This window comes from Limnothrix redekei LRLZ20PSL1 (assembly GCF_043235035.1).
Taxonomy (GTDB): domain Bacteria; phylum Cyanobacteriota; class Cyanobacteriia; order CACIAM-69d; family CACIAM-69d; genus CACIAM-69d.
In genome coordinates, this window is the sequence record NZ_JAZAQF010000012.1 from 14,839 (window position 1) to 37,258 (window position 22,420).

General features: G+C 54.9%; 18 protein-coding genes and 1 tRNA gene. 12 read left to right on the forward strand and 7 right to left on the reverse strand.

The window, feature by feature from the left end:
- The first annotated feature begins 3 nt into the window (after nt 1-3).
- Nucleotides 4-249: a hypothetical protein gene (locus VPK24_RS02045; RefSeq protein ID WP_393010268.1), complete on the forward strand. Its 246-nt coding sequence runs from the start codon at nt 4-6 to the stop codon at nt 247-249.
- 186 nt (nt 250-435) lie between these two features.
- Here the strand turns inward: VPK24_RS02045 and VPK24_RS02050 are convergent, their stop codons facing one another.
- From VPK24_RS02050 to VPK24_RS02060, 3 genes are all read right to left on the reverse strand, one after another.
- Nucleotides 436-2,343 (reverse strand): ATP-binding protein, encoded by a 1,908-nt coding sequence (locus tag VPK24_RS02050; protein ID WP_393010270.1) that lies wholly within the window; start codon nt 2,341-2,343, stop codon nt 436-438.
- Between the two features lie 259 nt (nt 2,344-2,602).
- On the reverse strand, nt 2,603-3,484 hold the full coding sequence (locus VPK24_RS02055) for a shikimate dehydrogenase (protein WP_393010492.1): 882 nt from the start codon (nt 3,482-3,484) through the stop codon (nt 2,603-2,605).
- Between the two features lie 169 nt (nt 3,485-3,653).
- Nucleotides 3,654-4,487, reverse strand: a complete 834-nt coding sequence (locus VPK24_RS02060; RefSeq protein WP_393010272.1) for a class I SAM-dependent methyltransferase — start codon at nt 4,485-4,487, stop codon at nt 3,654-3,656.
- 296 nt (nt 4,488-4,783) lie between these two features.
- Here VPK24_RS02060 and VPK24_RS02065 point away from each other — a divergent pair, with 296 nt between their 5' ends.
- Both VPK24_RS02065 and VPK24_RS02070 read left to right on the forward strand, forming a co-directional pair.
- Nucleotides 4,784-6,814, forward strand: a complete 2,031-nt coding sequence (locus tag VPK24_RS02065) for a ribonuclease catalytic domain-containing protein (protein ID WP_393010274.1) — start codon at nt 4,784-4,786, stop codon at nt 6,812-6,814.
- A gap of 218 nt (nt 6,815-7,032) precedes the next feature.
- A tRNA-Pro gene (locus VPK24_RS02070) sits at nt 7,033-7,106 on the forward strand.
- A 164-nt stretch (nt 7,107-7,270) separates the two neighbouring features.
- Here VPK24_RS02070 and VPK24_RS02075 read toward each other — a convergent pair.
- Nucleotides 7,271-7,405 (reverse strand): hypothetical protein, encoded by a 135-nt coding sequence (locus VPK24_RS02075; protein WP_393010276.1) that lies wholly within the window; start codon nt 7,403-7,405, stop codon nt 7,271-7,273.
- A gap of 371 nt (nt 7,406-7,776) precedes the next feature.
- Here VPK24_RS02075 and VPK24_RS02080 point away from each other — a divergent pair, with 371 nt between their 5' ends.
- The 9 genes from VPK24_RS02080 (at nt 7,777) to hpsU (ending at nt 19,887) form a co-directional block, all read left to right on the forward strand.
- Nucleotides 7,777-8,628: a circadian clock protein KaiA gene (locus VPK24_RS02080; RefSeq protein WP_393010278.1), complete on the forward strand. Its 852-nt coding sequence runs from the start codon at nt 7,777-7,779 to the stop codon at nt 8,626-8,628.
- Nucleotides 8,629-9,391: 763 nt separating this feature from the next.
- Nucleotides 9,392-9,706 (forward strand): circadian clock protein KaiB, encoded by a 315-nt coding sequence (kaiB, locus tag VPK24_RS02085; protein WP_099532183.1) that lies wholly within the window; start codon nt 9,392-9,394, stop codon nt 9,704-9,706.
- Between the two features lie 461 nt (nt 9,707-10,167).
- Nucleotides 10,168-11,682: a circadian clock protein KaiC gene (gene kaiC / locus VPK24_RS02090; protein WP_099532182.1), complete on the forward strand. Its 1,515-nt coding sequence runs from the start codon at nt 10,168-10,170 to the stop codon at nt 11,680-11,682.
- Nucleotides 11,683-11,878: 196 nt separating this feature from the next.
- On the forward strand, nt 11,879-12,967 hold the full coding sequence (locus tag VPK24_RS02095) for a S1 family peptidase (RefSeq protein WP_393010281.1): 1,089 nt from the start codon (nt 11,879-11,881) through the stop codon (nt 12,965-12,967).
- Nucleotides 12,968-13,263: 296 nt separating this feature from the next.
- Nucleotides 13,264-14,952, forward strand: coding sequence for an iron uptake porin (locus VPK24_RS02100; protein WP_393010283.1), 1,689 nt, complete (start codon nt 13,264-13,266; stop codon nt 14,950-14,952).
- A 726-nt stretch (nt 14,953-15,678) separates the two neighbouring features.
- Entirely contained in the window at nt 15,679-16,884 is a 1,206-nt protein-coding gene (locus tag VPK24_RS02105) for a glycosyltransferase (RefSeq protein ID WP_393010285.1), read from the forward strand.
- A 151-nt stretch (nt 16,885-17,035) separates the two neighbouring features.
- A complete protein-coding gene (locus VPK24_RS02110; protein ID WP_393010287.1) occupies nt 17,036-18,118 on the forward strand; it encodes a glycosyltransferase in 1,083 nt (360 codons plus the stop codon).
- A 127-nt stretch (nt 18,119-18,245) separates the two neighbouring features.
- Nucleotides 18,246-19,211, forward strand: a complete 966-nt coding sequence (locus VPK24_RS02115) for a glycosyltransferase family 2 protein (protein ID WP_393010289.1) — start codon at nt 18,246-18,248, stop codon at nt 19,209-19,211.
- 10 nt (nt 19,212-19,221) lie between these two features.
- Nucleotides 19,222-19,887 (forward strand): hormogonium polysaccharide biosynthesis acetyltransferase HpsU, encoded by a 666-nt coding sequence (hpsU, locus tag VPK24_RS02120; RefSeq protein ID WP_190527071.1) that lies wholly within the window; start codon nt 19,222-19,224, stop codon nt 19,885-19,887.
- A 152-nt stretch (nt 19,888-20,039) separates the two neighbouring features.
- On the opposite strand, the gene VPK24_RS02125 is transcribed toward hpsU, so the two are convergent.
- From VPK24_RS02125 to VPK24_RS02135, 3 genes are all read right to left on the reverse strand, one after another.
- The gene (locus VPK24_RS02125; protein ID WP_393010291.1) at nt 20,040-21,134 is read right to left on the reverse strand and encodes a DUF1611 domain-containing protein; all 1,095 of its coding nucleotides are present in this window, start codon (nt 21,132-21,134) and stop codon (nt 20,040-20,042) included.
- A 123-nt stretch (nt 21,135-21,257) separates the two neighbouring features.
- Nucleotides 21,258-21,497, reverse strand: coding sequence for a Nif11-like leader peptide family natural product precursor (locus VPK24_RS02130; protein WP_099532175.1), 240 nt, complete (start codon nt 21,495-21,497; stop codon nt 21,258-21,260).
- A 108-nt stretch (nt 21,498-21,605) separates the two neighbouring features.
- Complete coding sequence (locus VPK24_RS02135; RefSeq protein WP_393010293.1) at nt 21,606-22,067, reverse strand: pentapeptide repeat-containing protein; 462 nt, start codon at nt 22,065-22,067, stop codon at nt 21,606-21,608.
- Nucleotides 22,068-22,420: the final 353 nt, after the last annotated feature.

The window sequence follows — 22,420 nt, forward strand, 5'->3', positions numbered from 1 at the left end:
TCAATGGAACCAACAGGACTGATCAACATGCTGGGGCAAGGGGCGCTGCTGTGGAAATCAGGCCCGCGCTCGCCCATTGGCCAAGAACGTTGCCTCAGTCGCCGGATTGACGGATGCCGGATGATGAATCGCCGATCGCGGATGGCTAATCATGAGTCGCCCATCTCAATCACCAATCGCCGATCGCGGGTGGCTAATCATGAGTCGCCCATCTCAATCACCAATTGCCGATCGCCAACTCATCCATGAACCGTGATTTAACCCATGTGATGCACCAACCCTGATTGCGCAAGCCCGATGCTGATCATCAAATCAGCAATCAGCCCAACAGACTTGCTTCGGCCCAAGAAAAGATTCCTGGCGATTTGATCCTAGCTTTCAGGGTTCTGGACTGGGGAGTCTTTTCTTGAGTTTTGATGAGTTTTGCGATCGCCCTTAGGTTGTTAAGGGTGCTGGATCGATGGCCACAGACACGGCCGGGGCCGGCCGTTGCTCGATCGGGATGGTGATCACAAATGTGGCTCCCTGGCCTGGCTCCGTCACGCATTCCAACGATCCCTTGTGGCGATCGGCCACCACCTGATAGGAAATGGACAGCCCCATCCCCGTTCCTTTGCCCACGGGCTTCGTTGTGAAAAATGCATCAAAAATCTTGGATTGGGCCGCCGTGGCAATTCCCGGGCCATTGTCGGTAATTCGGATTTGGAGCTGATTGGGGTCAAGCAGGGCCGTGGCGATCGTAATTTGTGGATCCAACGTGCCAGACTCTTCCAACGCATCGATCGCATTCACCAACAGGTTCATAAACACCTGATTGAGCTGACCCGCATAGCACTCCACCGAAGGCATGGCCGGATCGTATTCGCGGTGGATGATGATGGCCGGCTGGGTGTCGCTGCCCTTCAAGCGATGGTTCAAAATCGTCAGGGTGCTGTCAATGCCTTCGTGGATGTCCACCCGTTTCAGATCCGATTCATCCAACCGGGAAAAAATTCGCAACGATTGCACGATGCCGCAAATGCGCTCCGAACCAATTTCCATGGATTTCAGGAGTTGCGGCAAGTCGGCCTCCAGAAATTCCAGGTCGATCGCCTCGGCATAGGCCGTTAAGGTGGGGGACAGTTCCGGCTGCTCCTGATGCAATAGCTCTAAAAAACCCAACAGGCCGTGGATGTAGTCTTTTGCATGGCCCAAATTGCCGTAGATGAAGTTGATCGGGTTGTTGATTTCGTGGGCCACGCCGGCCACCAACTGCCCCAGGCTGGACATTTTTTCGGACTGGACAACCTGCACCTGCGCCTTTTGCACCTGTTCCAAAGCTTTGGACAGTTCGGCGGTGCGCTCCAGCACCCGTTGCTCCAGTTGTTCCGCCAGGCTTTGCAGTTTGGCTTCGGCCAATTGTCGATCGAGAATTTCTTCTCGCAGCAGGCGGTTGGTTTCGCGAGTTTGGGCGATCGCCACCCGCAGCCGCATGGGTTGGCGCACCAGAAGGAAGGTCAACACCGTGCCCAGGGCGATCGCCACCACTTCGCCCACCCGCAGCCAGAGCATGGAAGTGGACACCACTGTCCAACCTTGGGTGGGCACGGCGGCCAGTTGCCAGCGCCCTGTGAGCAACGGAATTTCCAGAATCACCGGGTCGCGATCGAACACGGTGGCCGACCCAAACAACAACCGCCCCACCCCATTGGCCCCATGCTCATAGATGGCGTATTCCGTGCTGTTGTCGTTGTTGAGCAAGTCCGCATCCGCCAGCAGGGCCAGCTCATCAAAAATCACAACCACCATGCCCAACAGGGGCGATCGACTGGAGCAGCGCCCATCGCAAACGGGGATGTAGCCCAAATAGCGTGCCCGGTTGGTGTAGGGCTGGGGCAATCGGGAAATGAGACCACTGGGAATGAGGCGTTTAAACCGCTGTTGTTGTTGGCGGTAGTCATCCAAAACGGCTTGGGTTTCCGTGTTTGGTGGATAGGTCAGAATTTGCAGTTTTTGGGGATCGTTCAGGGGTGGCGGCTGACCGGGCTGGGCCGATCGCACCAACAAGACCGCAATCACGCCCTGTTGCTGCTGCATGAGCGATCGAACAAAGGCGCTGAATTGCCCTTGGGATAGGGGCCCCGCGTTCAGCTCGTAGGGAATAATGCCTTGGGCCGTTTGAATGCGAGCGTTCAGGGCCGATTCCAGCCGGGCCCGCTTGGCACTCAAGCGAGACAAGAGGTTGGAGCGGGCTTCTCCAACGAATCGATCGCGGGCGATATCATCCACCACCCAAGCCGCAACGGAGGACAACAGGGTAAAGGCAGCAGCGGCCAATGCGGGCACGATCGTCGATCGATTCATCAACAAAACTTCTGGGTCTGAAACCCCGCCCTTTTAGGGCGGCTTTGTACTACAGTTGAACACATACCGAGGGACATCCGGGAATTTAAGCCTGTGGAGCAAACATAAGACCGAGAAACCTTTGGGGTGGAGGCAGTTGCTAAGAAGCAGGAATCTAAGTCGCGAGGCTTAGAGAATCCCCGTTCCTTTAGGGTGGGGAGTATGTCAATCAGAATTGCAGACTCTTGGGGGGGTCTCAAAAGGGCTACTCAACAACTAGTCAAGATCTGGGGGCCAAAAACGCCTCCACTGCCGATCTCATCACGGCCACCGGGGCCGGTTGACCCAACCAGCGGGACAGGGCCACCGCCCCTTGTTGCACCAACATTTCCAACCCATCAATTGTCTGCAAGCCCCGATCGCCCGCCATTTGCAAAAAGCGCGTGGGACGAGGCGTGTAAATCAAATCGTAGACAATGCTGCTAGGGGGCAACAGGGCCAATTGGGCGATCGAAAGGGGCGAGTCGGCCGCCAAGGGATGCATTCCCACGGGAGTCGAGTTCACCAGCAAATCAGCGGACGGAAGCACCCGATCGAGGTCTGACCACACCAGCGTTTCTAGGGCGATTGCCAAGGGGTTTGGCGGCCCAAAGTGCTGTTGCAGGGCTGCCAGTTTTTGGGGGTCGCGCCCGGCCACCACCACCCGATCGCACCCCAACAGCTTGGCTCCGGCAATCACGGCCCGGGCCGCGCCCCCCGTGCCCAATACCAGGGCCGTGGCCCCCTGCCAATGGGCACGCAACGCCTTGAGCGGGGCCACAAAGCCATCCACGTCGGTGTTGGTTCCGGCCCAGCCCCGATCGGTTCGCCACAGGGTGTTGACGGCCCCGACCGATCGAGCCACATCGGAAATGTCCGCCAACAGGGGCATCACCGCCTGCTTATGGGGAATGGTGACGCTCAGGCCCAACACCTCCACGGCCGCAAAGCCATCCATCGCCTTAGTCAAGTCTGCGGGCTTGACCGGAAAGGCCACGTAAACCGCATCGACCCCCAAACTGGCGATCGCCTGGTTATGCATCACTGGCGAGAGGGAATGGCCAATGGGATCCCCAATTACGCCGAGCAATCGCGTTTTACCGGTAATGGGCGATCGATGCATATCTGAAGACACGTTTTCAAGATCTCCTGTCTTAGGGACTGATGGATTGATGAACTGATGGGTTGATGAACTGATGGATTGATGAACTGATGGACTGAAAAACTGGCTTACAGGTTTGAACACTTGCAGGTTTGAACACTTGCAGGCTTCAGAGCTGCGCACCCAAGATTTACCAACGATCGAACTGCAAAATCCAATAGTTGAGTGCTCGCAGACGGCTAACCAGCTCAATCGACAGGGTTTGTACTACCGCCGACGGATCGAACCATTGATTATCAACCGCCATCGATCGAAAGCAACTATAGGTTGGCAAAGTTTCCACCGTGATATCCCGAGCCTGGGTAAGGCGAAACCCCGTTTCCTGGGCTAGATTTCGATAGGAATTGAGAGTGTAGGTCACATCAAATCCGCCATAAAATCCAGCACTATCCAAGGGGGATTTGAGATTGGGCAGCAGTGCTAACAAGTCACTGGGCAAAAAGTCTGAAATCGCCAGTTGACCACCTGGTTTCAGAACACGGCGCACCTCTTGGAAAAATCGCTGTCGATCGGGAAAGTGAAAAATACATTCCACCGCCAACACCACATCAAAAGACGCATCCGGAAAAGGCAGCTCGATCGCGTTAGCCTCCACCCATTCAATGGTGTTGTTATTTTGCGGAGTCACCCACTGCTTCGCCCGATCGAGCTGGCGCGGGTCAATGTTCACCCCCGTCAGTTGCAGGTTTGAAAATTGTTGGTTCAGGCTGGCGATCGTGCCGCCAAACCCGCAGCCCACATCCAGCACCTTGGCCCCATCTTGAATCCGCGTTGTGCCATACACCTCACGGGTGAGCTGCTCGGCCGCTTCATCAAAGGCAGCGGGACTGATTTGGGCCCGATCGGGATCAGCCCAATAGCCCCAATGGACGTGGCGGCGGAAGGCCGTTTGCACAGCGGGCGATCGATCCAGCAAGCCCAACAAAGCATCGAAGTAGGGCAGATTAACCGTTGAGGTAGCCATAGATTTGCAGCAATTGACAGCGAAGTGATTACAGCGAGGTGATTACAGCGAGGTGATTACAGCGAGGTGATTACAGCGAGGTTGACAGCAATGGTGCAGCTCAACATTGAAACTCAACGTTGGAGCCACCAGCGATTGAAGGCAATTGAAAGCAATTGTATGTGTCCATTCAACCTAACCCACCGGTTGATTAACCCTTTGAATCCTGGCCGACAACCTCTCCCGGGCGATCGGTTCGCGGGCCCAGTCAATCCCCTACACTAAGAGCCGAACTGTGCAGGCTTGGTGTCGAGTCTATGGACAAAGGAACGCTGGTTGAATTGCGACTCGATGACGAGCGAGTGTTGGCCACAATCGATCGCCCAGAAGGCAAAAAACTCTTCATCGCGATCGGCGAGCAGGGCAAAAACTACAAAATCCGTCCCCAGGATGTGACCTACACCGTTGGGGGTGGGTTTCAGCCCGCCGACATTGCTGCCTTTCGAGCCGCCACAGCGCCTTACTTTGACCCCGACAGTTTGGAAGTGGCTTGGGAACTGCTGTGCGAGGAAGACAACCGCGCCGTAGATGCCAAGGAACTGAGCCTAATTCTTTTTTCAGAAGCTTCGCCGGTCACTTGTTACGCTGCTCACCGGATGCTGAGCGAGGATAAGCTATTTTTTAAGCAGAAGGGCGATCGCTACGAACCTCGACCCGCTAGCCAAGTCTCAGAAATGCGCCGTCAACAGGAGCTGGCCCGGCAGCGAGAACAGGAACAGCAGGCCTTTTGCGAGTGGGTTCAATCGGCCATCAGCAACCCGGGTAATCGCCCCACCATTCCCGACGATTCCCCATTTCGTCAGCGCCTTGAATTACTGGAACGGTATGCCGTCCAAGGCGATGAAATGACCAATCGATCGGCTGCGTTAGACTTACTCGCAAAGCTCGATCGCCCGACCACCGAACGCGGTGCATTTGATCTGCTTGTGGCCCTGGGCCTGTGGAGTCCCCACGAAAATTTGCACTTGCGGCGATCGCAACTGCCCACCCGTTTTTCTGCCAAGGTGCTTGATGTGGCCCGTGCGTACCTCGAATCTCCACCCCCCGATCTGGATCGCGATCGGCTCGACCTCGTTCACCTCAAAACCTACACGATCGACGACGAAAGCACCCGCGAAATTGACGACGGCCTCAGCCTGGAATTCCTCAGCGATGGCACCGAGCGCATTTGGGTACACATTGCCGATCCCACCCGCTGGCTAGAACCCGGAAACGAGCTAGACCTCGAAGCCCGCCGCCGCGCCACCACCGTCTATTTACCCACGGGCCCCGTGCCCATGTTTCCGCACGAGCTGGCCACCGGCCCCATGAGCCTAGTGCAAGGTCGGCAATGCTGTGCCCTCAGCTTCGGCATCATCCTCAACGAAGATGGCTCCGTCGCGGACTACCAAATTCGCGCCAGTCACGTCAAACCCACCTATCGCCTCACTTACGACGACGTGGACGAAATGCTCGATTTGGGCATCACCGACGAGCCACAACTCACAGCCCTGGCCAAGTGGGCCAAGCGCCGCGAAAGCTGGCGGGCCAGCCAAGGGGCAATCCGCATTGAAATGCCCGAAACCTCGATCGCCGTCAAGGATGACGAAATTGAAATCCGAGTCCTGGGTGATTCCGCCGCACGGGGACTGGTGGCGGAAATGATGATTCTGGCGGGAGAAGTGGCCGCCCGCTACGGCCAAGAACATAGCCTGCCAATGCCCTTCCGCAGCCAACCCCAACCGGAACTTCCCCCCGCAGAAGAATTGATGCTGTTGCCTGCGGGCCCCGTGCGCGCCTGCGCCATCCGCCGCTGTATGCCCCGCAGCGAAATGAGCACCACGCCCGCCCGCCACTCCAGCCTCGCCCTGGATACTTACACCCAAATCACATCACCCATTCGCCGCTATACCGATCTATTGGGTCACTTTCAAATTAAGGCACACCTGCGAGGCGAAACCCTGCCCTTTTCGATTAACGAAATGCAGGAGTTGGTGCAAGGGGTGAGTTCCACGGCCTATGAAGCGACTTTGGTGGAGCGCCAGACCACGCGCTACTGGATTTTGGAATATTTACGGCGAAACCGCGGCCCCTGGCAAACGCTGATGTTGCGATGGTTACGCGAGGATGATGGGCTAGCGGCGGTGCTGCTGGAGGATTTGGGGGTGGAGCTGGCAACGCGGTTCCATCGCGATCTGTCGCCGGGCGATCGCCTCTGGTTGGAGGTGAGCCACGCGGATCCACGCCAAGATTCCATCCAGTTTCGGGAAACGGCAGTGGATGGAGCACTGGCCGAATCGGTTTTGTAGCTCGGAGGCTGGGCTGAGCAAGACGAGTGATCAAAACAGGTCTGGCAAGAGGGGGCCGGTCAAACCAGGCGCGCAAGAAAATGGCGCGCAAGAAAATGGCGCGAGAAAAATAAAAAAATTCCTCGTCCAGTTGCGTGCAAATGGCTCACCATCCCCTATAATTCTGAAGGTCAAATTTCGCGCCGGTCAAATCACTGGCTCGATCGCGGAATCTGCCTCGGGATGTAGCGCAGCTTGGTAGCGCACCTCGTTCGGGTCGAGGGGGCCGCTGGTTCGAATCCAGTCATCCCGATTATGTTTCCCAATTCACTGCTATCCAGGGTTTGCAACGCTGGATTCTCCTCCATTCTGTCTCCATAGAAACTGCTGGTGCTTTTGGCGGCCCGACTGCCGATCGCCCTAATTTTTCTATGGACTAAACCGATGGTTTAAATTTTTTTGAGGGGTTCTCGGGCCTCAGGTGTTGGCTTTCTTGGGTCTTGGGTCGCCCTTGCCCGATCGCCCAATCCCCCGAGTTGGCAAGGTGGGTTTTGCCTGGCGATCGCCCCAGTGACCTCCCCAAACGGCCAGCCCCCTTGCCCACAGGGCCACCCGCCATCACCAAACAATTGAGTTAAATTATCCCTGTATTACTTACCCTGAGTATCATCCTGAAAATGAACCGGAGGAAATGCTCCCGGGCGACCCCTAGCAATCTTTCGCCATCAACCACTCGTCTCGTTCTGCAGCGTAACTGGCAATGCTCAGCATGGTCACCCCATTGTCCTACTGATCCCAATCATTCGATTTTTCTATTTTAATTCCTTATATTGGTGACAGTAAAAAATTATTAAAAATCATTCCTAACCCAGCTCCCAGCAACCCTCAAGATCGCCATTGATCGACAAAACCCACTACGATAGAGCCACTTCAGGCTCACGATAGCAAAGCCCCTTTTTGTTTAACCCCATTCTGCGAAAATCGTGCGATATTACTTAGCAATTACTGCGCTCACGAACTCATCAGAGAGCACTGAAGTCCTATGCAAAATTCTTGATACTGCTCGCTATCAAACCCAATACTACGAAACTTTAGAATCATTCCTGGCTGCCATTCAGCAAAACCAGCAAGAAATTGATTGTCTCATTATTCAAGAGGATCCACTGCTTGAGCACGTCATTGAGCAGCTCTCTACCGCTAACATCATTCTTCCGGCAGTTATTTGGTGTTCCCGATCGCAGAATTTACCCAAAAAACCCTGGATTTATCATGCGGCTGAAGTGATCGCCTCAGAGCACGACCTCGAAAGTTTCCGCCGGTCAATCGATCGCGCCATCAACAATTTCCTATACCTAACACCAATCAGCTCCAACCTCGGTCAGGCAAACGTTGCCCCTGCCTCTGCCGTCCCTAGTAATGCAGTAAACCTGCTTGAGCAACAGAAACGACTGACAGACAAACTCAAAGAGCGCTTAGGATATTTAGGTGTGTATTACAAGCGCGAACCCAAACTTTTTCTCAGAAACCTGCCCGCCGAAGACAGGCAAGCGCTCCTACAGGAATTGAGAAGCGAATATCGCGAAATTGTCTTGGCCTATTTTGCAGAGGATGGCACCGTCAATATGCGGGTCGATCGCTTTGTGGAGCAAGCTTTTTTTGCAGATATGTCTGTTTCTCAAATTGTAGAAATCCACATGGAGTTGATGGATGCCCTTGCCACTCAACTCAAGCTGGAAGGGCGCAGTGAAGAAATTCTTCTAGACTATCGACTCACGCTCATTGACATCATTGCCCACCTGTGCGAGATGTATCGACGCTCCATCCCCCGTGAGTGATGCACTCTAATTCATTGTCTAACAATACAGTGTTTGCGAATTAATAGACCTGCACCCCAAGCAATTTTGTTCAAAGTACAAAAATGCGATTGGCCGCTTGCAATCATTCTTGTAATTCATTTTTAAATAGCTTCTTTTGGATTTCGCTCAAAAATTGCTTTTACATCAATTTTTAGTCCAATTATCATTGATTCTTGACAAGAATCAATGTTTCATAGATTTATTGATTCAAGCCAGGAAACTTAAGAATCTTTTCTGATTACCATCTGACAATCGGGTTATTATATTAAATAAAATCAAGTTCCATGATTTTTGGCGTATTGTTCGTTTACAAGTTGGCTGAGGGCCGCGCCAGAAGCTCTAGGATTAACGCTTTGATTTTTCTTGTTTCTCCCTGTCAATCGTTGTCGTCGCAGTTGGCATCAAGCCATTTTCACGTTCCTGCTCACGTCCTGAGCGCAGGTGACACCATCTGGTTCAAGAGTCAATTTGACAGGTAAGTACAAGCTGGCAACAGAATATTTCGACACATTTCGACCAAACTGCCATTGATGAACTGAATTTTGAGGATGATGACTGGAGCGTGGTCTGCTCGATAACAAATTGGGAGTAAGTTTTCCCCAATCCTTGGGGAGAGTCCTGTGATTGGCATGGATCTGATTCCGGTTTTAGGGACTCCGGTGACCTTGCATTCTCAACGGGTCTTGTATTTACCCAAATTCCCGTGGACAGAACTTCCTAAACTCAACTCGTTGTATTGCTTATGAGTCCCCTCAAAAAAACCTACGTTCTCAAGTTATACGTAGCAGGGAATACTCCCCATTCAGTCCGTGCCCTGAAAACCCTGAAGAATATTTTGGAAGACGAGTTTCAAGGGGTTTATGCGCTGAAGGTCATCGATGTGCTAAAAAATCCCCAACTTGCCGAGGAGGATAAGATTTTGGCCACCCCAACCCTCGCGAAAATTTTGCCCCCGCCAGTGCGGAAAATTATTGGCGATTTGTCCGATCGCGAGCGGGTGTTGATTGGCCTCGACCTGCTCTATGAAGAATTGGCGGATGATGAGGCTGAATACTAGAATCAGTAGGGTTTTGCGATGGATCGTGGGATGCTGTTTAGACTCCGAGGCGATCGGGAACGGCAAAACCAACCCCCAAATGCCCGGCGGGGGGGTTCGCTCCGGTGCATCGGTTGCGTCGGTGCGCGGCGATCGCGGGCCATGCCCCGATCGACTGTCCCATCTAGCCCCAATCAGGTTCGATCCCTGTTGCGTTTAGCATTGTGCTCGGTATCATGCTCGGCAATTTAGCCTCTCTATTTGGCAACCTGGATTTGCTCCTTGGCGATGGTTAACCCCTAGGGGCCATGCTCGATCGGGTTAAGGGGCCCCAACGTCTAGGCACCATTTCCATTCCCTGGCTTTCCATTCCCTGGCATTTCCCTGGCATTTCCCTGGCATTTCCCTGGCACTGATGGCGGGATAACTGGCCACTCCGATAGCGTTGATTCCTTAGGAAACAGATATAAACAGATATCACTATGACCGGTGTTCAAAAAATTCGGACGATGATTGAGGGCTTTGACGACATTAGCCACGGCGGGCTACCTGTCGGTCGAGCAACACTCGTAAGCGGAACATCTGGTACTGGGAAAACGCTAATTGCGATCCAGTTTCTTTATAACGGAATTGTTTATTTTGACGAGCCGGGTATCTTTGTCACCTTTGAGGAATCGCCCGCCGACATTATTAAGAACGCGGGCAGTTTTGGTTGGAATTTGCAACAGTTGGTAGATTCGGGAAAGCTGTTTATTTTGGATGCTTCCCCGGATCCAGAAGGGCAAGATATTGTTGGCAATTTTGACCTGTCGGCCCTGATTGAGCGCATTCAATACGCCATTCGGAAATATAAGGCCAAGCGGGTTTCGATCGACTCAATCACTGCCGTTTTTCAGCAATATGACGCGGCTTCGGTGGTGCGTCGGGAAATTTTTCGATTGGTGGCCCGCCTGAAGCAAGTGGGCGTGACCACCATCATGACCACGGAGCGGGAGCGGGAATATGGCCCCGTGGCGCGGTTTGGGGTTGAGGAATTTGTGTCGGATAACGTGGCGATCGTCCGCAACGTGCTGGAGGGGGAACGCCGTCGCCGCACGATCGAAATTCTGAAGCTGCGGGGCACAACCCACATGAAGGGAGAATATCCCTTCACCATCACCAACCAAGGAATTAGCATTTTCCCGCTGGGGGCCATGCGCCTCACTCAGCGATCGTCAAACGCGCGGGTATCGTCCGGGGTGCTCACCCTCGACTCCATGTGTGGCGGCGGCTTCTTCAAGGATTCGATTATTTTGGCCACAGGCGCAACCGGTACGGGCAAAACCCTGCTGGTTAGTAAATTCATTGAAGATGCTTGCCAAAATGGCGAACGCGCCATCCTTTTTGCCTACGAAGAATCGCGGGCCCAACTCTCTCGAAATGCCTATTCCTGGGGCATTGATTTTGAGGATCTGGAAAGCCGTGGATTGCTCAAAATTCTCTGCGCCTATCCGGAGTCAGCGGGCTTGGAAGATCACTTACAGATCATCAAGTCTGAGATTGCTGAGTTTAAACCCTCCCGCATCGCGATCGACTCCCTTTCCGCCCTGGCGCGGGGGGTCAGCAACAACGCTTTCCGCCAATTCGTGATTGGGGTGACGGGCTTCGCCAAGCAAGAAGAAATCACCGGTTTCTTCACGAACACCACTGACCAATTTATGGGATCCCACGCCATCACCGATTCCCATATTTCCACCATCACCGACACCATTTTGATGTTGCAGTATGTGGAAATTCGTGGGGAAATGTGCCGGGCCATTAACGTGTTCAAAATGCGAGGCTCGGAACACGATAAGGGCATTCGCGAATACACCATCAGTCGCAACGGCCCAGAAATTCGCGACTCGTTCCGCAACTACGAAAAAATCATCAGCGGTTCCCCTTCGCGGGTCAGCGTGGACGAAAAAACGGAACTGTCTCGGATTATGCGCGGGGTTCAGGAAAAGTCCACGGACTAACCAATTCAGGACGAGACCCACTCAGAATTAACAGAGTTCAACTCAGAGTCAACAGGATTAAGCATCAGGATTCACGGAATTAAACGGAATTAAGCAGACGAATGCAGGGCAAGATCTGGCAACCTGAAACTTTTTGCCAGGCTCCTGACTCCTGTAGCCTAGGGGGGAAAGAGGCTCTAGATGATTGAGCCGAATTATGGGCTGCTTTATCGCATCACTGTTTGTCACACTGACCCAGCAAGGGCGGCGGTGGTTGCACCATCGCTGTGTTCGCTGGTGGCTGTGGGTAGGGGCGGCGATGATTGTGGCCACGATTCCCGCTTGGGCCGCGCAGGCGTTGACGTTGGATCAGGTGGATGCGATCGCCTCGCAAGTCACGGTGGTGATTGCCCAGGGGCTGCAAAAGGGAGACATTGAACAGCGCCAGGAATGGAATCCGGGGTCGGGGGTGCTGGTGGCCCGGGAGGGGCAAACCTACTACGCCCTAACGGCGCTGCATGTGGTGCGGACGCGGGGCACGGTCTATGGGGTGCGCACCAGCGATGGTGAAGTGCATTTCATTGATGACGAAAGTGATCCGAGCAATATCATTCCTCTGGGCAATGAACAGGATGAAATGGGTTCCGCGATCGCGGGGATGGATTTGGCCCTGGTGCGTTTCACCAGCAATCTGGACTATCCCGTGGCGGTGATGGGCAATTCCCGGCGGATGGGGCGGGGCGATCGGGTGGTGGTGTCTGGCTGGCCCAATCCCGAGGACGACAGCGCCCGCCGTGAACGGATTTCCAGCTCTGGGGCCTTGGTGGCCATTTCCCCCAGTCCCTTAAGCGATGGGGGCTATAGCGTGCTCTACGACAACCTGACTCGGCGGGGAATGAGTGGCGGCCCGGTGCTGAATGGGGATGGGGAGTTGGTGGGGATTCACGGCCGCGGTCGGGGTGACTCGAATGGTTGCAACCAAGGTTTGCTGGGGGTTGATGCTTCGGGAAATGATTTGGGGCGATCGCTCGGTCAAGCCTTGGAAGGGAACACCGATGCAAGCTGTGGGATGCAAACGGTACATTTCCTGAGTGCGGCGGAGTCGGCCCGCATCGTGTTGGCCTATGAGGATCCGCCCGTGGATGAGCAGTTGATCGCACGCGGCTTGGCCCAAAAGCCCAAGGCAGACACGGTGGAGGACATCTACGCGGCGTTTACCTTTGATGTGCGATCGCTCCTGCGCGATCAACCTTCGGGGGGGTGCGGCAGCGTGCTGTTGGGTGATCCTTGCGATCGACCTTTCTAGGCTCAACTTCCGCGCGAAATCGTCCTGAAGGAATGGGCCTGTGATAGTTTCGATCCGAAATCCCTAACCGAGTGAAAGCCCCTGGGGTTCATCAACGGTTGGTTAGGGATTGCAGCAGGGGCGATCTGCCTGTGGTGTGTAAAGGGAGTCTGGGCAGGATGACGGCAGCAGCAGCAGCGTTAGCAGCAGAAACAGATTCGGAAGTAGAAACCAAGGCGACAACGGTCATTCCGCAGCCCAACAGTCACCAATCAGGGCATCAACTAACAAAGCATCAACCGAGGCATGAAGACCCAGTGCATGAACACTTGATCGGGGCCATCACTCCTTCAGGGCGATCGCGACGGGCGGATGGGAACCGGTGGGTTGCTGGATTTCTATTCAGGGCCATGGTGGGATCGGCCTTGGGATCATCCCTGTTGGGAGTATTGGGAGTGCTGGTGGGACTGGTGGCGGGAGCCAGCGGAGTTGCGGCCCAAACCCTGGAAGCGATCGAACCTGCGGGAACTGAGCTAAGCGCCCCTGAAGCCGAGATCCCCACCCAAGCCCAGGTCACCTCCGTTTCTGCCCTCAGCGATGTGCAACCCACCGATTGGGCATTCCAGGCCCTGCAATCCCTGGTGGAGCGCTATGGCTGTTTGGCAGGCTATCCCGATGGACTGTTTCGGGGCGATCGGCCCTTGGGCCGGTTTGAGTTTGCCGCCGGTTTAGCCGCTTGCTCAGAGGCGATTCAAACCCAGCTCAATCAAACTACCGATGCCGCAGCTCAACAGGACGACCTGGCCGCCCTGAGCCGCCTGCAAACGGAATTTCGATCGGAACTGGAGCAGCTCACGGGACGAGTCAACCGCCTGGAAGCAACCACCGCCCGCCTGGAAAGTCAGCGCTTTAGCCCCACCCTGTTGATGGGGGGCGAAACGATTTTTGGTCTGTCGGCGGCCGCGGGTGATAATCCGCCCGGTGATAACGAAAATCCCGCCACCTTTGCCCACTTGACCCGCTTGCAATTTGTCACCTCCTTCACGGGGAAGGATCGGCTGCGGCTGCAACTGGCCACGGGCAACCTAGGCAACAACGGCTATGCCAGTCGCCAATCCTTGGGCACGGATATGGCCCGCCTCTCGTTCCAAACGGATTTGGACAACAACATCCAGTTAGACCTGTTGGATTATCGATTTGCGGCCTGGGGCGATCGGGTGGTTTTGACCCTGCGGCCCGTTGGTTTTGACCTCAGCAGCGTCCTCACGGCCAACTCGCCCTTTTTTGACACCGGCCGCGGGGCCATTTCTCGGTTCGCGGAAGGCAGCCCCCTGTTTAAGCTGGCGGCCCTGGATGGGGGCGTAGGGGCAGATTGGCTGCTGTGGGAGCGGGGGCGGTTGCAATTTGCCTATGGCACGGGCAACAGCGCCCGACCGGATCAGGGCATCTTTGGGAGCGATCGCAGCGCTTGGGGGGTGCAACTGCTGACCAAACCGGCGGCCACCTTGCTCACGGGCATCGCCTACATCAACGCCTACGACGATCGGGGCTATCTCAACACCTTCACCGGCAGCCTCAACGCCGACCTGTCCGGCAAGCTCGATTCCCCGGCCCAAATCCACGGCCTCAGCGGCACATTGCAATGGCGGCTATCGGAAGCTCTCACCCTGGCGGCCTGGGGAGGCTGGGTTTGGACAAATTACATCGATCGGGAAGCCACGGCCTTGTCTAACACCTATGCGGTGTCCTTGGCCTGGTCAGATCCCTTTGGCCGCGAGGGCGATCTTTGGGCCTTTTTGGTGGGTCAGCCCCTGCGCTTGGTGAAAGGCACGGGCGATGTGGAAGATGATTCGGGCCAGGGAATGCACCTGGAAACCTTCTATCGGTTTAAGGTGGGCGATCGAATTTCCATCACCCCCGGTGTTTTCGTGGTCACCCAAGCGGAACATGAGGCCGATCGCGGGGCGATCGTGGTGGGAACTATCCGCACCACATTTCGATTCTGATCACTTAAGTCGTCTTGGTCAGGCCCGTTCAAGCATCACCTCAGAATCGGGCAACCGCCCAGCCTTGGGTTACGGGCCTGCGTATAGGTATGCAAATTCACCGGATTGCCACGGAAAAACCCTGGGTAAATTGATAGGGGACAGTTGAGATCGGCAGATTCGTTCAGGTGCAATCCCGATTCAATTTCCCTAGCACAGGCCCACAAAACCACAAACAACACCACCAGCAGTGGCAGTCCCGAGCGGAATCGGAGACATTGGAAATGCAGACTACCGTTAACAGGTTCAGCGACCGGGGCTAATCATCCAGTTCCGTCGCTTGGTCATGCATGATCACATGATCAATCGTGCGCCATTTGGGCCACGCCCTAGTAGCGCGCCAAGCTTATTTTGATAGGTCAAATCAAATGACTGTTACCGTCACCAGATCGTTAGGCAGCAAGATGCTCAAGCCCCTTGTTACGACGACTGACTTCGCGACTTTGACCCAAGAAATTAAGGCAGCCGCGCCACTAGGTTGTGTCACGCATGATTTGGATCGCACATGATCTGGGTCACGCATAATTTGGGTCGCACATTAATGTGGCCACCCATTGCGGGGTCATGCCTTTTCGAGCCATCCGCTGTGGGGCCGTCCGCTGTGGGGCCATGCATTCATCGAGTTCTGCATTAGCTATGCCATTGAGTGATCGAGTCGTGAGTAGGATTCTGGGTGGTTGATTCGTCATGCAGCACGTTCCATCAAAACCCATTTCGGCTAAGCCACGGTCTCGATCGGCGCGGGGCGGTCAGTGGGATGCATTCGTTTTCCTTGAGGTGTTCGACAACGAGGGCGGCATCCAAACCTATAACCAAAATTTGTTGACGGCCTATGCCTGTGTGGCGGAACCGAACCGCCGCGGCCGGGTCTGGATTCTGCGCGATCGCCCCATGGCCAACCCCCCGATCGGGGAAGGGCGCTTGGAGTTTAACTGTTTTGGTGGGGCCAGGTCTCGGGCAATCGGGCGGTTGCAAATGCTGGCCAGCCTGGCCTGGAACCTGTGGACTGCGCCACCGCGCCAAGTGTTTTGTGGCCATATCAACCTTGTTCAGGCGATCGCCTGGATTTGCCAGATTCGGCGCATTCCCTACACGGTGCTGACCCACGGCAAGGAAGTTTGGGATCCCCTCTTGCCTCCAGCTCGCCGGGCCTTGCAGCGGGCCGATGCCCTTTGGATTGTTAGTCGCTATTCCCGCGATCGCGCCAGTCAGGCGAACCAGCTCAATCCCGATCGGGTGGATCTGATGCCCTGTCCGGTGGATGGCACAGTATTTCGACCAGGGCCCAAACCTCCGGAACTGTTGACGCAGTATGGCTTAGCCGATTGCAAAGTGCTGATGACCGTGGCGCGGCTCTGGCCGGGCGATCGCTACAAAGGGGTGGATGTGACCATTCGGGCCCTGCCACTGATTGCCCGAGCCGTGCCCAACGTGAAATATCTGGTGATTGGTCGCGGCGAAGATCGCCCGCGATTGGAGGCCCTGGCCTGTGAGATGGGAGTGGGCGATCGGGTCGTGTTTGCGGGTTTTGTGCCCACGGAGGCCCTGCCCGACTTTTACCGAGCCGCCGACCTCTACGTCATGCCCTCCCAAGAGGGATTTGGCATTGCTTATCTGGAAGCCATGGCCACGGGCGTACCGGTCATTTCCGGCGATGACGACGGTTCCGCCGACCCCTTGCAGGATGGTCGATTGGGGTGGCGGGTGCCCCACCGGGACTCGGAAGCCGTAGCCCGCGCCGCCATTGCTGCCTTGACGACCAGGGGCGATCGCCGTTGTGATGGGGCATGGCTGCGGCAAGAGGCCCTTGGCCTGTTTGGGGTGGATGCCTTTCGCGATCGCCTGCACCAGCTCCTGAACCGCAGCCCACAACGCGGCCCTCGCAAACCCTAGGTTCAGGGAAACCTCGAATCCTCAATCTCGCAATTTTCGATCGCCCAATTTTCAATCTCGCAATTTTCGATCTCCGAACCCTGGATTCGCCCAATTTTTCGATCTTCAAGCCCTCGATTTCCCCAATCTTTCGATTCCCCAATGTTGTGCTATGGGCGCTTTATTCCCGGAACCTCTCCCCACTGAGTCGCCAGTTTCAGAAACCCCAACTCCAGCCAGCCAAACTCCAAACTCAGCAACACCAGACTCATCCACTCCAAACACCCAAACTTCGGAGTTTCAAGGCCCAGAAACCAACGCGCGGGAACCCTTAATTTCTGCCATCATTTGCACCCACAATCGAGCGGAATATTTGGGCGGGGCGATCGATAGTCTGCTGAGCCAAGATTGCGGTGCAACGCTCCCCTACGAAATTGTGGTGGTGGACAATGCTTCCACCGATCGCACGCGGGAAGTGGTGGAAGCACGCCTGATTCACCCCCGATTGCGCTACGTTTACGAATCGATCACAGGTTTATCTGTGGCCCGCAATGCCGGAGCCAAAGCCGCCCGCAGTCATTTGCTCGCCTATTTGGACGACGACGCAGAAGCCAGCCCCCAATGGTTACGGATGCTCTACGAAGCATTTGCCCAAAACGATCGCCTGGCCATTGCCGGGGGGCGCGTTACCCTGCTGTGGCCCCCGGGGCGATCGCGCCCGCGCTGGCTTTCCGATGGCATGACTGAACCCTTGGGGGCCTATGATTTGGGCGATCAACCGATCATCATTCACAATCCGGGACAAACACCGCGCGGCTTGAATTATGCAATTCGCCGGTCTTTTCTCGATCGGGTGGGCGGTTTTGATCCCAGCCTAGGGCGCGTGGGGAAAAAATTGCTGTCGAACGAAGAACTGATGATGACCGAACGGGCGATCGAACTGAACTGGCAAGTGGGCTACATTCCCGCCGCCCATGCCGCCCACAACGTTGCCCCAGAGCGATTGAGTCCCCGGTGGTTTTTAAATCGCGCCTGGTGGCAAGGCATCAGTGAGTGCTATCGCGAACAACTGGCCGGGCGAGCGGGTCTGCGTCAGTTTGGCTTGGCGGGCGATCGGTTCTTGCGCGGCCTCTGGAAAGCCCTCCGCCACTGGCGGGATCCTGCCATTCGTTTCGACAACCTGGTCTATGCCTATGGTCAGTTGGGCTACCTGTGGGCTATCCTCCGCACCCTCATGGGTCGTCGGGCATTATAGGCTTGGCCCCGTGAGCATCGTCGATGTCCCCATTCTCAATTAACTCTAAAATTCGCTCGATTCGGATTCGTTCTTCGCTAAATCACCTCCATTGTCGCCATCCACTGCTGTCTCACCCCCCTTCAGCATGACCATTCATCCGCAACAGATCACCAGCAACACGGTTCCCGTTTCCGTGCTCATTCCGGCCAAAAATGAAGAGGCCAACCTGCCCGCCTGTCTCGAAAGCGTGGCTCGGGCCGACGAAATTTTTGTGGTGGATTCCCACAGCGACGATCGCAGCGTTGAAATTTGCGAAAGCTACGGCGCAACCGTCGTGCAATTTCAGTTCAATGGTCGCTGGCCCAAAAAGAAAAATTGGTCGCTGGAAAATCTGCCCTTTCGAAATGAATGGGTTTTGATTGTGGATTGTGATGAGCGAATTACCCCGGAGCTATGGGACGAAATTGCTGAGGCGATCGCCCGTCCCGGTTTCGCAGGCTATTATCTCAATCGTCGCGTCTTTTTCCTAGGGAAATGGATTCGCTATGGGGGTAAATATCCCGATTGGAATCTGCGACTGTTTAAGCATCAATCGGGTCGCTACGAAAACCTGGGAACCGAAGAAATTCGCAACACGGGAGACAACGAGGTTCATGAGCATGTTTTGATCAACCCAAGCCATGGCCAAGTGGGCTATCTCAAGGAAGACATGCTGCATATTGACTTTCGGGATATTTACCAATGGCTAGCTCGCCACAATCGCTATTCCAATTGGGAAGCCCAGGTGTATTTAAACCTATTAGAAGGGCGCGGCAAAGACGGAACCTTGAAGGGCAATCTGTTTGGAAATGCTGTGGAACGGAAGCGGGCCCTGAAGCGGTTGTGGGTGCGGTTGCCCATGAAACCCTTCATTCGATTTGTGCTGTTTTATATTATTCGGCTGGGATTTTTGGATGGTTATCCTGGTTATGTTTATGGCCGGTTGCTGAGTCAGTATGAGTTTCAAATTGGGGTTAAGCTCTACGAATTGCGCAAGTCGGGCGGGCAGTTGAACCAACAGCAACAACCCAAATCCAGCCCCCGATCGGCTTCGTCGTCACTCCATTCCTGAGGCATCGCCTATGACTGTGCCCCATAATTTTGAGCGGGCAACCCAATCCTATGCCCATCACGATCGGGTGAATCCTGTGGTGACCGATGAACCGGCCTGGTTCGATCTCAGTCGCTATGATCAATCTTGGTTCGATCGAGGGCGGCCCGGCTGGTTTATTTTGTTATGGTGGCTGATTCAAGGCACTTTGTTTCCCCTATCTCCCCACCCGGCTAATGGGTTTCGCTGTTGGTTATTGCGCTGTTTTGGGGCAAAGATTGGTAAGCGCGTGGTGATTCGATCGAGCGCTCGATTTACCTATCCTTGGAAAGTGCAAATTGGTGATTGGTCTTGGGTTGGAGATCATGTCACGTTCTACAGTCTCGATCGCATTGAAGTGGGTTCCCACTGCATTATTTCCCAAGGCAGTTATCTCTGCACCGGCAGTCATGATATTCACGATCAAACCTTTGGGTTATTGGTGGAACCGGTGGTGATTGGCAACGGCACTTGGGTTGCGACGGATTGTTTTGTGGCCCCCGGCGTGCGTATTGGCGCAAATAGCATCATCGGCGCAAGAAGCACGGTGCTGATGAATATTCCCGCTCGCTCGATCGCTTGGGGAAATCCTTGCAAACCTCAACGAGCGCGATCGCTCGATCGGTGCCAGTCCTCCTCCACAATTCCATCCCAATAGGCACTAATTAACCAATAGGCACTAATTAACCAATAGGCACTAATTAACTAGGCACTAATTAACACTGATTGTTAGCGCTGATTGGGATTGATCAGCATTGATTAATTGATTAATTGACTAATTGATTAATCGCCACCCAATCATCGAGCAGATCAAGTTTGTTGATCGAACGAATCAACGCCAATCGAAGCCAGCAGTAACTCTGCTCCGTAGCGCACCGGATCTGTACAGGGGAGATCGGTCAGGGCCGCCACCCGATCGCACTCGGCCCTTGCTTCCGCATCCGACAGGTGAGCCGTGTTCAGGGCGATCGCTGCCACGGGCGCTGCTGCATAGGTTCCGGCCGCTCGTGCCACCGCTTCGTAAAGGGCCACCACGTCCGGCAATGGCGGAATCAGGCAATGGGGCAAATCTCGCAAATGAACTTGACCAGCCCGATGCACCAAAATCAAATGGGTGGGCTGCGATCCCCGTAGCAACGGCAAGGTGGCTGTCGATCCCGGATGCAGCAACGAGCCTTGGCCCTCGATCGCCAACAAGTCCCCTTCGCCCAAGCCCCCCGCGTCTTGGGCCGCCTGCAACAGGGCCCGCTCCACTGCCCCCGCCGCAAAATCCACCCGCACCGCATCCAGGGCCACCCCCTGCCCAGCAATCATCAACCCCGCTTGGCCCGTGCCCACAAAATGTGCTTGTCGGCCCTGGCGGCGGGCTACTCGGCACAGTTCCAAGGTGGTGGACATTTTCCCGATCGCCATATCTGTGCCCACGGCTAAAACCCGCCTCCCCGGCAGCAACCGCGCCAACCCTGACCCGATCGTCAGGCCCGTTGGTTCCACCCGCACATCCCAAATCCATTGCCCCGGCTGTTGGCAAGCCACCCAATCGGGCGCTTGACTGAGGGGGCGATGCAGACCATTCACCAGGGAAACCCCAGCCCGCAGCGCCTCCTTCAGTTCCGTTTCCCATTCCGTCGGCAAAATTCCCCCCGAAGGCGCAATCCCAATTAGTAAGGTATCGACCCCCAGGGCGATCGCCTCCTGCGCGCTGGCTACCACGGGAACCGGGCGATCGATCCCCGTTAAAGTCACCAGGCTGGCACCGGCCGCATCGCGATCGATCACCGCCACCACCTCCGCCGCACTGTAGCGCAAGAAGGCGAGACCCGTTTTGCCCCGTGGGCCCCGCAGTCCCTCATGCAACAAAACCCCTACCCGTCGCCCCGCCAAGCGCGGATTCAGAAAGTCCATCGATATTTCTCAACTACGGATGCTTGGACTGGTTTACTGAACTGGTCTACTGGCTTTGTTTTGCTGAACCAGCATGTTGAATTGAGTCATTTGCTGGGTTTGAGCTACAGCGAAAGTCGATCGCTAGCGTTCAATCCAGGGCACGGTGCGCAACCATTCCCACACGCCCGTATGTCTTCGCTGGGTCACATTTTGGCTATGTTCTGCAACGGCCATTTTCAAATCCTCAGGACTAAACTCATAGCCCAACCGACAGGCCACATCGGCAAATTCTTGGGGCGTTTTCACAGACTTGAAATATTGTCGAATTTGTTCGCTTTGGGCAGCAGCAATTAAGAAGCGATCGGCATTATCGATAGACATAACTCAGCACCGAAAAGACACCAAAATGGATGACCCTTGAGGCCCCTGGAAAACACCTTTGGAAAACACCTGAGGGAAAGACCTGAGAGAAAAACCCAAGGAAAGACCTTAAGGACAAAACAACGTGTCGCGCGTGGCCCGGCCTGTCTCTGGATTCACCCCATCCGCTACCGCACAAAGCTTGTCTAGGGTGTCCGATCGCAACAACACATCGGTAAAGTCCGCTCCCGTGATTTTGACACCGGGAATATTAATGCTGGCGGCGAAGGCTCCTTCTAACACCGCGTTGGTCAAATTTGCATTGACTAACCGGGCTGAATCAAGGGTGGAATTTCGTAAGTTTGCACCGCTCAAATCTGCTGATTCTAAGTTTGCGGCAAAGAAGCGAACCCCTTCAAGATTAGCGTTATGAAAGTTTGCTTCTCGCAGGTTGGCTTTGGTGAAGTCATCATCTCGCAGATCCTGATTGGAAAAGTCTGCGCCCACCAAAGAGAATCGGTTGTAATTTTCTGCCCAGGCTGGCTCTGTCAATCCACACCAACCAGTTAGCAAGGTTAGACTCAAACTCAATGCCAGCAGTGGAAACAGAACCCATCGCCGCCAAGAATGACGAATTGAAGGGGCGATCGCGCTTACTCGATCAGGATTGGCATCAAAATTTTTAGGCTGAGTTCTGTTGGCTTGCGTCATTTGCACAGGAATTTTTAAGATCACTGAAAACCCCCAAATTCAATTTCCATGCACAAGATTCTGCCTTTCATGAATCACTAGCAGTTACTAAAGTCAAAGGTTTCAAGCATTGATCTCACATCAGAAATTTGAGCTATGAAATACCAACTGAGACTTGACTTGCACTGTACAGGCAGCTTCTAGGAGATTATCAAACCTAGGGATCAGAAACCAAGCTTAAATTAGTCGAAGGA